At 33.1% G+C, this 13,451-nt stretch carries 11 protein-coding genes and 1 riboswitch; of the genes, 7 read left to right on the top strand and 4 right to left on the bottom strand.

Annotation, left to right across the window (positions count from 1 at the left end; genetic code table 11):
• Position 1: 1 nt before the first annotated feature.
• The 3 genes from LQ617_RS13595 to LQ617_RS13585 all read right to left on the bottom strand — a co-directional run bounded on the left by LQ617_RS13595 (position 2) and on the right by LQ617_RS13585 (position 3,736).
• Positions 2–1,321: an Nramp family divalent metal transporter gene (locus tag LQ617_RS13595; RefSeq protein ID WP_126476534.1), complete on the bottom strand. Its 1,320-nt coding sequence runs from the start codon at positions 1,319–1,321 to the stop codon at positions 2–4.
• 130 nt (positions 1,322–1,451) lie between these two features.
• Positions 1,452–2,720: a pyruvate MFS transporter gene (locus LQ617_RS13590; RefSeq protein WP_126476535.1), complete on the bottom strand. Its 1,269-nt coding sequence runs from the start codon at positions 2,718–2,720 to the stop codon at positions 1,452–1,454.
• 200 nt (positions 2,721–2,920) lie between these two features.
• The gene (locus tag LQ617_RS13585) at positions 2,921–3,736 is read right to left on the bottom strand and encodes a MetQ/NlpA family ABC transporter substrate-binding protein (protein ID WP_037590472.1); all 816 of its coding nucleotides are present in this window, start codon (positions 3,734–3,736) and stop codon (positions 2,921–2,923) included.
• A gap of 81 nt (positions 3,737–3,817) precedes the next feature.
• Positions 3,818–3,923: riboswitch (SAM riboswitch) on the bottom strand.
• A gap of 747 nt (positions 3,924–4,670) precedes the next feature.
• On the opposite strand from LQ617_RS13585, the gene isaB reads away from it, so the two are divergent.
• The gene (gene isaB / locus LQ617_RS13580) at positions 4,671–5,177 is read left to right on the top strand and encodes an immunodominant staphylococcal antigen IsaB family protein (protein ID WP_103361795.1); all 507 of its coding nucleotides are present in this window, start codon (positions 4,671–4,673) and stop codon (positions 5,175–5,177) included.
• Between the two features lie 70 nt (positions 5,178–5,247).
• Here the strand turns inward: isaB and LQ617_RS13575 are convergent, their stop codons facing one another.
• A complete protein-coding gene (locus LQ617_RS13575; protein WP_239740600.1) occupies positions 5,248–5,955 on the bottom strand; it encodes a MerR family transcriptional regulator in 708 nt (235 codons plus the stop codon).
• Positions 5,956–6,242: 287 nt separating this feature from the next.
• On the opposite strand from LQ617_RS13575, the gene LQ617_RS13570 reads away from it, so the two are divergent.
• The 6 genes from LQ617_RS13570 (at position 6,243) to LQ617_RS13545 (ending at position 13,423) form a co-directional block, all read left to right on the top strand.
• Positions 6,243–7,871, top strand: coding sequence for an APC family permease (locus tag LQ617_RS13570; protein ID WP_204253263.1), 1,629 nt, complete (start codon positions 6,243–6,245; stop codon positions 7,869–7,871).
• A gap of 305 nt (positions 7,872–8,176) precedes the next feature.
• Positions 8,177–10,204 (top strand): BglG family transcription antiterminator, encoded by a 2,028-nt coding sequence (locus LQ617_RS13565; RefSeq protein WP_239740599.1) that lies wholly within the window; start codon positions 8,177–8,179, stop codon positions 10,202–10,204.
• A gap of 19 nt (positions 10,205–10,223) precedes the next feature.
• Positions 10,224–10,691: a PTS sugar transporter subunit IIA gene (locus LQ617_RS13560; protein ID WP_239740598.1), complete on the top strand. Its 468-nt coding sequence runs from the start codon at positions 10,224–10,226 to the stop codon at positions 10,689–10,691.
• Between the two features lie 57 nt (positions 10,692–10,748).
• Positions 10,749–11,027, top strand: coding sequence for a PTS sugar transporter subunit IIB (locus LQ617_RS13555; protein ID WP_037590477.1), 279 nt, complete (start codon positions 10,749–10,751; stop codon positions 11,025–11,027).
• 84 nt (positions 11,028–11,111) lie between these two features.
• Positions 11,112–12,371, top strand: a complete 1,260-nt coding sequence (locus LQ617_RS13550; RefSeq protein WP_107565950.1) for a PTS galactitol transporter subunit IIC — start codon at positions 11,112–11,114, stop codon at positions 12,369–12,371.
• A 20-nt stretch (positions 12,372–12,391) separates the two neighbouring features.
• Complete coding sequence (locus LQ617_RS13545; RefSeq protein WP_159315949.1) at positions 12,392–13,423, top strand: zinc-binding dehydrogenase; 1,032 nt, start codon at positions 12,392–12,394, stop codon at positions 13,421–13,423.
• Positions 13,424–13,451: the final 28 nt, after the last annotated feature.

The raw sequence follows: 13,451 nt of genomic DNA, 5'->3' as shown, positions 1-13,451 counted from the left end.
ATTACATAAATTCTGATATTGTTTCTACAATTAAATATATATTAAGCACACTTAGAACTACTGCGAGTATCCAAGATATAATATTAACCCATCTTTTATTGACGAATTGTTTACCCATGATGTCTGGATTACTTGTTGCCATGATTAATGGAATAATACTAAATGGTAAAGCTAAACTTAAAAATACTTGTGTGAAAATTAATAAATCTTCTATTTTTGTATCGCTTGATCCGTATAACCATAAACATATAAATACTGGTATAACTGCGATAACTCTTGTAATGATTCTACGTACCCATGGTTTAAGTTTAATTTTCAAGAAACCTTCCATAACAATTTGTCCTGATAATGTACCTGTTATTGTAGAATTTTGCCCTGAAGCTAATAATGCTATAGCAAATAGTGTACTCATAACAGCGCCACCTATTGCACCGCCTACATGAGAGTGGCTTAAAGCATCATATAAATCAAAGAATCTTCCTAAAGCTTCATGACTACCAAAGAATAATGCTGCGCCTAATACTAATAATAAACAGTTAATAATAAACGCAATTGTTAATTGAATATTAGAATCGATTGTTGCATATTTAATCGCACTTTTTTTACCTTTATCTGTTCTTTCATAATTTCTAGACTGAACGATTGATGAATGTAAATATAAGTTATGTGGCATAATCGTTGCACCAATAATACCTAACGCAATATATAAAGCGCCTTTATTCGTAACAATTTCAGAACTTGGTAAAAATCCTGCCATTAAGGAACCAGCATCCGGTGAAGAAAGATACACTTCAAACATAAAGATAATCAGAACTGTAAATATAAGTACACCTACAATTGCTTCTATTTTTCTAAATCCGAGTTTAATAATTAAAAGTAAAAGTAAAACATCTAATACTGTGATTGTTACCCCTAAAGTTAGTGGAATGTTAAATAGTAAATTTAAAGCAATCGCACTACCTATTACTTCAGCAATATCAGTTGCCATAATCGCTAATTCAGCTAAAATCCATGCAAATACGCCTAAAGATTTATTAGTCATATGCTCCGTAACTTGTGCTAAATCCATCCCACTTGCTATACCTAATCTTGCACACATGCTTTGTAACAGCATAGCAGATAAACTAGATATTAAAATCACAAATAATAATATATAACCGTACTGAGCCCCACCAGACATTGATGTAATCCAGTTACCCGGATCCATATATCCAACTGCTACAAGCAAACCAGGACCTAAATACATTAGGAACTTTCTAAATGCATTTGCTTCAGCATCAAAAGAGACCGTACTATTAATTTCTTCTAAACTTTTGCCCATGTCTAACACCTCTATATCAAGAGGATATACCTATCTATTTAATTTGTAAACATTTTAATTAGGGTAACCTAAACTTATTGTTATAAAAAAAGAATCCAAAGCACATAACGTGCCTTAGACCCTTAAAATATTATACATTTTCTTCTTTTACTAAAGGATTGTCAGGTTTAATAAAGAACCACATGATGATTGCGAATGCTACTGGAACCATCATTAACTGTAATGTCATTGTCCAACCAATTTTATCTGCTAGTAAACCAGCTAAGATTGGACTTAATAATGCACCAATATTGCCCCATAAGTTCATCCAACCTGAAACTGTACCAGAGAAGTTACGTCCTAAGTCTGTAGCAGTTGCCCAGCTCATACCCATTGATAAACCTACACCACCAAGACATAAAGATAACCAGAAAATATTCATATATAAGTTATCTGTAGCTAACGCAAAGTATAGTGATATACAGAATACAACAAATCCAGAAATTGCGATTACACCACGTGCAACAAATTTAGATTTACCTGTAGATAAAATTTTATCTGAAATTGTACCACCTAGCATAATCAATATAAACATTGCTAACCAAGGAGCACCCGCGATAAAGCCCATTTGTTTAAATTCTACATGATATTCTTCGTGAATATATGTTGGTAACCAAATTAAGAATAATGTAATGACAAATTGTACAACAAAATATTGTGCTGCAATTGCATAGAAACTGAAACGTTTGAAGAATACATTCCAAGGTGCAGTTGTTTTACCTGTATCTACAACGTCACGTGTTTCCATAATAAATCTTTTTTCTGCTTCATTAACCATTTTATGTTGTTCTGGTAAATCTTTAGCGATAATCACCCATAAAATTGCAATTAATATACCAACTAAACCGAAAATATAAAATACTGCTTGCCAACCAAACGCATTCATAATTGCGATTGTTACAATTGGTGCGATTACTGGACCGAAGTATGAACCTGCTAATAATGCAGAAGATGCACGACCTTTTTCATTCTTATTAAACCAGTAACTATTAAATACAGCATTTGATGGGTACATAGGCGCTTCACCTACACCAAATAAGAAACGTACTAAGTATAGTAAGCCATGATTTTTCACAATACCTGTAAGAATTGTGAAAGCACTCCACCATAATAATGCGATTGTTAACATTTTCTTAGGACCAAACTTTTCAGCTAATATACCTGAAGGTACTTGCATTAAAGCATAACCAAGTGAGAAGAATGATGCTAATAGCCCGAATTGAGCTTTGTTCATATTTAAATCTTCCATCATAGGTCCGGCGATAATAGAGATGTTTGAACGATCCATATATGCGATAATCCCTATAATAAAGAATGCAATTGCAAAAAACCATCTTATATTAGTTCTTTTTTCTTTCATATATATCCAACTTTCTTAATTAATTTCCCTTCAAATTCATGTGGTCATATGATGACTCTATTTATTAATAAGTTGAATATAGCACAAACAGGAAACGCTTACAACATAAATTTTAAAGATTTATAATATTATTTCATTGTGAATAAATACACAAATATATAAAATTAAAACCCAGACATATGCCTGGGTTCATTACATGATTACTTTTCATATGGGATAACATTATCGCCATATTCATCTTTAATATATTTCTTCATTTCTTTAGACTGTAGAACTTTCAGAAGTTCTTGGAATTTCTTATCATTTTTATGCCCTTCTTTTACAGCTAATATATTCGCAAATGGTGATGACTTATCTTCAATAGCTATCGAATCTTTCACTGGATTCAGTCCATTATCAATTGCATAGTTTGAATTCATAATGACTAAATCGCCTTCACCACTGTTATATGTTTTAGGTAAAAATTCTGCACCTTGTTTGTTATTAAAGTTCAAATTCTTTTTATTTTCTATAATATCATCAAATTTAGCATCTTCAATTTTCACTTTTGGATCTATTTTGATCAATCCTTCATTAACAAAGAATGATAAAAATCTTCCTTCTTCAGCTGGGTTGTTAGACACATAAATGGTTGCGCCATCTGGTAAGTGTTTCAAATCTTTATGTTTTTTACTATAAACTCCCATTGGCGTTGTGAAAACTTTTCCTACCTCTTCAATTTTATATCCATGTGTTGCTTTTTCAGCTTTTAAGTAAGGCACATGTTGAAATAGATTTGCATCAACATCACCTTTATCTAATAATTTGTTAGGCACTTTATAATCATTCACTGTTTTAACTTCTAAGTCATAACCTTTTTCTTTCATTTTTTCTTTAGCATGTTCAACGACATCACCATGCGGAGCCGGAGAAGCAGCAACCGTAATCTTTGTATTTTCACTTCCACTAGACTTTCCACACGCAGCTAATAATAAAATAATACCGATAAAACTAACAAACTTTACGAATTTACTCATATGTATACACGCCTCTTTCCGATAAAAAATTAAAAATAAAAAAACTTCCTCTAAAAAATTAGAGAAAGTTAGATAAACCTCCTCTCATCTTCAAAAGTTTAGACAAACTTTATGTGAATTAGCACCTTTCCAAATAGAAGGTTGCTGGGCTTCATAGGGCACATCCCTCAGCCACTCTTGATAAGAGTCTTTTATTATTTTTTATTAATCCTATCATTGTACTCAAGATTAGTCAATTTGAAATTTTACACTGATGAATGGGGGTGTTGGATTGGATGGTGGTGATGAGAGCAATAAGATATGTGAGTTGTGTGAAAGTTGGGGGGATTATATAAGTGTGAAGCCATATCTTAGGCTATCTCTTGGCTTTATTTAGCACTTAAGCCACGACTTGAACGATCTCTTGGCTTTATTCAGCACTTAAGCCACGACTTTGGCTATCTCTTGGCTTTATTCAGTACTTAAGCCATGACTTGGCTCATCTCTTGGCTTTACTCGGTATTTAAGCCACGACTTTGGCCATCTCTTGGCTTTATTCAGCACTTAAGCCACGACTTCGCTCATCTCTTGGCTTTATTCAGCACTTAAGCCATGAATTGGCTCATCTCTTGGCTTTATTCAGCACTTAAGCCATGACTTGAGCCATCTCTTGGCTTTATTCAACACTTAAGCCATGACTTCGCTCATCTCTTGGCTTTATTCAACACTTAAGCCATGACTTGGTCCATCTCTTGGCTTTATTCAGCACTTAAGCCATTACTTGGTTCATCTCTTGGCTTTATTCAGTACTTAAGCCATGACTTGCCTCATTCTAAATAACATCCCCGCCTTCTTCACGATTTGATTATCTTCTTTTATATCGGGTAGTGTAATATTACAAACATTTTGTCACTTAGCCAACGGATTGTTATATCTAATAAAGGGAGTGGAGACAATGAAGAAAGTTTATCAGTTAATTGGTACGACTGCGTTATCGACGAGTTTATTACTTGGTGTGTCAGCTGTCGAAAATTCTGATCAAGCTATTGCAGCAAATTCAGAGTCAGAAACAACACCTTGGTATAACTATGATGGCTACACATATAATAACCCGTCCTTTGTATTAGATTATAATTTTGTAGAAGCACTTTATGCAGATAATGTAACGATTAATGGTTACCAAACGGAATATGATGCTAAAACAGGCACTGGTGGTCATTCATCTAAAGTCTATGACACGACAATATTAAAAGACGACAATGGTAAAGTTGGTACAATCATGTTTGATGTTAAATCTGGTGTTGTTACAAAGGCTGAATTTAAAAAAGCACATGAAGCAACGATGTTAGTTGATGAAGGAGACCAATATTTAAAATATGGTACTTTAAATCAACATTACCTCGCCTCTTTTGATAAAGATGGTTATTTAGTTCATATGGAAATTGGTGTTATACCTCAATAATTGATATATTCATATTAATATAAGCGAGATAGAATTCTGATTCCACAGCGTTCTATCTCGCTCTTTTTCATTATTCATGTGTCTCGATACAAAAACTTTCTACATTACAATGTGGACATAATAGCTTTCTTGTTTGATAAGTATGGTTGGATTTGAACCATTCTGAGAAGATCGGTTTAAATTCATTTTGGCAATTTGGACATAAGTAACTTACAACAGCATAATATTTTTTAACGGCAAATGCTGCATACAATAGTACGAACGGATAAACGATGATAACTGGTTTCCATTTTTTCTGTGTTATAGCCATGGCAATGCTTGTATATTGACCAATGCCGACAATCATTGATACAAACATAAATTTACTTCTGAATTTTTTCATTAGTTGATGCTTTTTAGATTTATTTTGTAAATTCAAGATATTAGATACTGGATATTCACTTTCTTCACTTATATTCTTTTTAATAAATTGAATTTGTTTCAATTGGTCACTTTCGTTTTTAATATTTTCCTCTAGTTCAATGATTTTTTCACTTAACAGTACATTGAGTGTGTTGATAGACTCATTTGATTTCAACAATTCTTTAATTTCTTTCAAAGAAAAATTCATATCTTTCAAAATCAACACAATCTTTAATTGATTCAAATCCGCTTCTGTATATAATCTTCTATTATTCTCAGATATCTCACTTGGACTGACAATGCCTTTCTTATCGTAATACTGTACTGTACGAACTGTTACATGACATTTCTTAGCTACTTCTCCTGTAGTCATCATATTAACCACTCCTTGTATTATTGGTTTTTATACTTATATTCTATTTTATGACGTAGCGTCACAATCAACTTAAAAATACAAATTAATTTACTTTATAGCTGGTCAGACTGCCGGAACTCTAAAAACCTTTCATCCCTATAAAACTGGTGTGTACAGCGATTTGAAAACGCTTGATATTTACAACGGAATTTGACTATTAATTTTATAAGCGTATAATATTGTCCCGTGCTTTAATTTTAACAATAAAAACAAACAAAAATTGATTAAAAATTAGAATGGGAGATTGGATGAGTAATCATAACGAAAACAAAAAAATTAACTTGACCCAACTCGTACTATTAGGACTTGGTTCTTTAATCGGTTCTGGATGGTTATTTGGGGCATGGGAAGCATCATCAATTGCAGGTCCTGCCGCAATTATATCTTGGGTAATAGGCTTTATTGTTATAGGATCGATAGCTTATAACTATATTGAAATTGGAACAATGTTCCCACAATCTGGTGGTATGAGTAACTACGCGCAGTATACACATGGTTCACTGCTTGGTTTCATAGCATCATGGGCAAACTGGGTATCATTAGTAACGATTATCCCTATCGAGGCTGTATCAGCTGTTCAATACATCAGCTCTTGGCCATGGGATTGGGCTAAACCTACTAGCCAACTTATGCATGATGGTTCAATTAGTAATATTGGATTATTTGCAGTATTTATTATCATTATTATTTTCTCATTATTAAATTATTGGTCAGTTAAACTATTAACATCATTTACAAGTTTAATATCATTCTTCAAATTAGGTGTGCCACTTGTAACGATTATTATGTTAATTATTTCTGGATTTGATACAGGAAACTATGGTTCATCAATAGGAGAATTTATGCCGTATGGTAGTGCACCAATATTCGCTGCTACAACAGCGTCTGGTATTATATTCTCATTTAACGCATTCCAAACAATTATTAACATGGGATCTGAAATTCAAAATCCTGAAAAGAATATTTATAAAGGTATATTAATTTCACTTTCTTTAAGTGCTGCATTATATATTATTTTACAAAGTACATTTATTACATCTATGCCAGCAGACATGCTTTCTGAAAGTGGTGGTTGGAGCGGTATTAATTTCGACTCACCATTTGCTAACTTAGCCATCATATTAGGATTAAACTGGTTAGCTATTCTATTATATTTAGAAGCCGTTGTATCACCATTTGGTACAGGTGTTTCATTTGTAGCGATTACTGGTCGTGTATTACGTGCAATGGAGAAAAACGGTCATATTCCTAAATTCTTAGGTTCTATGAACGAAAAATACAACATTCCACGTGTCGCAATTGTATTTAACGCTATCGTCAGTATGATTATGGTTTCATTATTTAGAGATTGGGCAGTATTAGCAAGTGTTATCTCTACAGCAACACTTGTTGCATATTTAACTGGTCCAACAACTGTTATTTCATTAAGAAAAATGGCACCGAATATGCATAGACCATTCCGTGCGAAAATGCTTGGCTTTATGGCACCATTTTCATTCGTTGTTGCATCACTCGCAATATATTGGGCTATGTGGCCAACAACAGCACAAGTTATATTTATTATCATTTTAGGTTTACCAATTTACTTCTTCTATGAATATAAGACAAATTGGACAAATACTAAAAAACAAATTGGTGGTAGTATTTGGATCATCGCATACCTAATCATTCTTGCTTTCTTATCATTTATCGGAAGTAAAGAATTTAACGGACTTAATTGGATACACTACCCATATGATTTCATCGTCATTGCAATTGTTGCACTTGTATTCTATAAATTAGGTACAACAAGCTACTTTGAAGGTATTTATTTCAAACGCGCGAAGAAAATCAATAAAAAAATGAAAGAAAACTTACCAGATGAAACTCAAGAATAATGATTAATTAAAAGCAATCGCTAATCGAGCGATTGCTTTTTTTATGTTCTTGTCCCCTTTTTACCCCTTTTCTTACTTAAGTTAAATCTACTATGTATTCAATTTTAATAATATTCATGCATTTAAAATTATTCGTTGTGTCTTACAAACGTTGTCATATCAGTATAATCACAAAGGTGTACACAAAAGTTAATAACATTTGTGATTAAAGCTTGTACAACTCTTTGATGACCTGTGTTAAATTATGACTAACAACAAAGGAGGTATTCAAAATACAAAAAGAAAACTTTAATATCATTTCAGAAATGATAAAAAATCCAAAAGTAAAAGGCAAAGACTTAGAATCAATGTTTAACATTTCACGAAGACAACTTGGGTACAGGATTCAAAAGTTAAATGACTGGTTTAAAGAACATGATTATCCGGAAATCGAACGAACTAGCCAAGGTTATTTTATCGTTGATGACACCATTAAAGATTTTCTTAATGTTCCAATTGAATCCACCTATCAAGAGAATGAGCAGGTATATACCGCATACCAACGTGCACACCTCATTTTATTGATGTTGTTTAGTGAAGAAGAAGGTCTTTCATTAAATCACTTCTCAATTGATTTAGAAGTCAGTAAAAATACGATTCTAAATGATATTAAGAAATTGAAAGAACTTCTACAACCATACGAAGTTAATTTGAAATATAGTCGTACAAATGGTTATTACTTAGCTGGTAGTGAATTTGAAATTCGAAGGCTTCTTATGAGGCTCATCGATAAAGTCTTTACAATGCATATTGCTCAGTCTGATATCGTCAAAAGTTTAAGTATTATTGATGAAAAAATTGAATTAATCAATAAACAAATCACTAAAATCGAACAATATTTAGACAGGAAATTCATTGATCAAAGTACACAAACATTACCATATAAACTTTATTTAATTTTACGAAGAATTAAGCATGACAAAATTGTTTCATCATTTTCTATAGGATATGACGATTTATCGGATACGAAAGAATATCAAGCAACAGAAATTTTGACATCGAACTATCCAAATATTCCGAGACAAGAAAAGTTATTCATTACTTTACAGTTGTTGTCAACGAGTGTTCAGTGGTCAGATGTCAGTGATGTTCAACATATCCCAGAACTCAAAAAAGCACTTATAGACATGATTGTTCAATTTGAAAAAATTACTTTTATTAAATTTAAAGATCGAGATTCTTTGATAAACCAATTAATGCTTCATATGGAACCTGCTTTTTACAGAACCCGATATCAATTATCTGATGTAGAAGGTTTGGAAAATTCCTTAAAAGAAGATTATAAAGAACTCTTTCATCTCGTTAAATTATCTTCAAAACCTTTAGAGAAGTTCTTCGGGCAATCATTACCTGAAAATGAAATTGCTTATTTAACCATACTGATTGGTGGGAGTTTAAGAAGGCAAGATGAAGAAATTGAACAAAAAGTAAAAGCAGTCGTTGTTTGTACACAAGGTACATCCATTTCTCAGCTCATGTTACAAGAGTTGCGAAGTGTATTCCCTGAATTTATATTCCTTGATGCATTATCATTACGTGATTTCAATCAGTATGAATTAGACTTTGATATCGTCTTTTCACCGATGCATATCATGACACCTAAAAAATTGTATATCACGAAAACGATATTAACTGCTCAAGAAAAACATGAACTACGACAACATGTATTCGGTCAATTAAATAATACGATGGAAACAGAGATACAAGTCGAAAAAATGATTTCGGCTATTAGAGAACATGCAACAATTCATAATGAATCAGAGCTTTTCAAAATCGTAAAAGCACAATTTGAAGATACGTATGCATATTCATCAGTTAAAGCATCAACATTATCTATCAATAGTACTTTGAACTTACAAGATTTATTACCAACCAATCATATCAATTTTGTAGAGCGTGTAGCTGATATTAAAGAAGCCATTCAATTAACGGCTAATCCGTTAGTAAGAATGAAATATGTCGACCCGCTTTATATAGATAAGATGCATGCAGCATTTGATGATACGTATATGGTTATTAACCAAAATATCGCAATCCCTCATGCTGATGGTGATCAAGTCGTTCATAGAACTGCAATGAGTATGTTGATTTTGAAAGAGCCACTCGAGTTGAGTACTGGATTAAAAGTTCATATCTTCGTAGCAATCGCTGCTACAGATAAGTTCAAACATTTAAGACCACTACTACAACTGAGAGATATGTCTCAAGACGATGAAGCTATACAACAAATTGTTCAAACAGATTCAAAAATTGATGTATATAAAATCATTCAACACTTTTCAAAAATAGATTAAGTCAAAGGGGTTGCATAATATGCAAGATTTAAAGATCGATGCTTCTAACGTCATTCTAGATTTAGAAGCTAAGACGAATGTTGAAGCGTTGAGTAAGTTGTCAGATGTTATGTATCAAAATAATTATGTTAAAGACACTTACAAAGACGCAGTGATAGAAAGAGAAAAGTCATTTGCAACTGGTTTACCAACTGTATATTGCTCAGTGGCAATCCCACATACCGACATACAACACGTTCAGACGAGATCAATAGGTATTGCAGTACTAAAAGAAACCGTTCCATTTGTCATTATGGGAGAAATTGAAGAAACAACAGATGTGAAATTAATATTCATGTTAGCAATGGATAAAGAAGATGCTCAACTATCATTATTACAAAAACTGATGGGAATCTTCCAAAACGATCAATTACTTGAATTGATTGCCAATGCACAAGATAAACAAACAATTGTAAATGCAATAGATAAAGAATTAAGCGAAGTATAAAAAAATTAACAGGAAGAGTTCGATGTACACATCGACTCAAATTAGGAGGAAATTATTATGAAACAAGTATTAGTAGCATGTGGAGCAGGAATCGCAACGTCAACAGTGGTTAACAACGCAATTGAGGAAATGGCTAAAGAACACAACATTAAAGTAGATTTAAAACAAATCAAAATCTCTGAAGTTGGTGCATACGCTGATACAGCTGATTTATTAGTAACAACAGCAATGACACAAAAAGAATACAAATTCCCAGTTATTAACGCACGTAACTTCTTAACTGGAATTGGTGTTGAAGATACTAAGAAAGAAATTTTAGACGCTTTACAAAGTTAAACAAATTCAAAATTAAAAACTAGCATGAGGTTGGAATAAATCATATTTCATCCTCATTCTTCTAAAAAGAGGATGGTGTAGGGAATGAATGGTTTTGTAAATTTTATTCAAGCATTTCTTGATTTAGGTGCAACGGTAATTTTACCGATTGTCATATTCTTATTAGGGTTATTTTTCAGACAGAAAGTTGGCGCAGCATTTAGATCTGGTTTAACGATTGGTGTTGCCTTCGTAGGTATTTTCTTAGTAATTGATTTACTTGTTAACAATTTAGGACCAGCAGCACAAGCAATGGTTAAAAATTTAGGCGTAAGTTTAAATGTAATCGATGTAGGTTGGCCTGCTACATCATCAATTGCATGGGCATCTGTTATCGCTGCATTTATTATTCCTTTAGGTATTGTGATTAATGTCATCATGTTATTAACTAAAACAACTAAAACAATGAACGTTGATATTTGGAACTTCTGGCACTATACATTCTGTGGTGCAATGGTTTATGCCGTTTCAGGGAGCATTTGGCAATCATTAGTTGCAGCTGCATTATTCCAAATCGTCTGCTTAAAAGTAGCTGACTGGACTGCACCAATGATGAGTAAATTCTATGATTTACCAGGTGTATCTATTGCAACTGGTAGTACGATTTCTTATGTACCTGGTATCTTCCTTGTTAAAGGTCTTCAAAAAGTGCCTGGTATTAACAAATTAAATGCTGACCCAGATACAATTCAAAAACGTTTCGGCGCTTTCGGTGAATCTATCTTCGTAGGTTTAGTACTTGGTTTAGCAATTGGTTTATTAGCTGGCTACAATGCTGGTGACGTTATTAACTTAGGTATGTCAATGGCTGCTGTTATGGTCTTAATGCCTCGTATGGTTAAGATTCTTATGGAAGGTTTAATGCCTGTATCAGAATCAGCTCGTACATGGTTAAACAAACGCTTTGGAGATCGTGAAATTTATATCGGTTTAGATGCTGCGGTTGCATTAGGTCATCCAGCTGTTATCTCAACTGCTTTAATCTTAGTACCCGTAACTGTATTATTAGCTGTTATTTTACCAGGTAACCAAGTATTACCTTTTGGTGACTTAGCAACAATTCCATTTATCGTCGCATTTATCGTAGGTGCAGCACGCGGTAATATCATACATTCAGTTATCGTAGGTACAATTATGATTGCAATTTCACTATACATCGCAACAGATGTAGCACCTATCTTCACAAGCATGGCTGACGGTACTAGTGTGAAAATGCCATCAGGATCTTCACAAATCTCAAGTCTTGACCAAGGTGGTAACATCTTAAACTATATTATCTTCAAGTTCTTTGCATTGTTCAACTAACATTAAGGGGATGACTTTAAATGAAAGCATTAGTAAAAACAGCACCTGGTTTTGGTAATTTAGAAATTTTAGATAAAGAAATTCCAGAACCAAATGAAAATGAGATAAAAATAAAAGTTCATTATGCCGGTATTTGTGGTACAGATGTCCACACTTATGAAGGTCATTACAATGTAAACTTCCCTGTAACACTTGGCCATGAATTTTCTGGAGAAATCGTTGAGCTTGGTGATAAAGTTGAAGGATTCGAAATTGGTGATCGTGTAACGTCTGAAACAACATATTATATTTGTGGTGAATGTGAATACTGTCAATCAGGAGACTACAATTTATGTAATCATCGTAAAGGTTTAGGTACGCAACAAAACGGTGGCTTCACACAATATCTTGTAGCAAGAGCAGCAAGTGTTCACAAGTTACCTGACAATGTTTCTTATAAAGCCGCTTCTATGACTGAACCACTTGCTTGTGCACATCACGCAGTATCTAAAATTGAAATTAATCAAGGTGATACTGTAGTTGTTATGGGACCAGGTCCAATCGGCCTACTCGTTGCACAAGTCGTTAAAAGTAAAGGTGGCAAAGTCGTTATAACTGGTTTAGATAACGATAAAGCGCGTTTAGCAAAAGCAGAAGAATTAAATTTAGATCATGTTGTGAATATTCAACATACAGACTTAAAAGAATATGTTAATAACATTACAGACGGATACGGTGCAGATGTTGTATTAGAATGTTCAGGCGCTGTACCTGCTGCTAAACAAGGTCTTGATCTATTACGCAAAAAAGGTCTATATGTTCAAGTTGGTATTTTTAAAGATCCCGAAATACCTTTTGATTTAGAAAAAATCGTTCAAAAAGAAATTAGAGTTGTTGGTAGTAGAAGTCAGAAACCTGCCGATTGGGAACCATCATTACAACTCATGAGTACTGGACAAGTAAATGCAGAAGCACTTGTTACTGCTGAGCTTGATATTACTGAATGGGATGAAGGTTACAATCACATTAAAGGCGGCGAAGGTATTAAAGTATTACTTCGCCCTATCGAATAAAACAAATAATCTTTTAAAAGATAAAAAA

This window comes from Mammaliicoccus sp. P-M59, assembly GCF_022386135.1.
GTDB lineage: Bacteria > Bacillota > Bacilli > Staphylococcales > Staphylococcaceae > Mammaliicoccus > Mammaliicoccus sciuri_A.
Note: the sequence above shows the minus strand (reverse complement) of the source record. Positions and strands in the feature narration are given on the sequence as shown.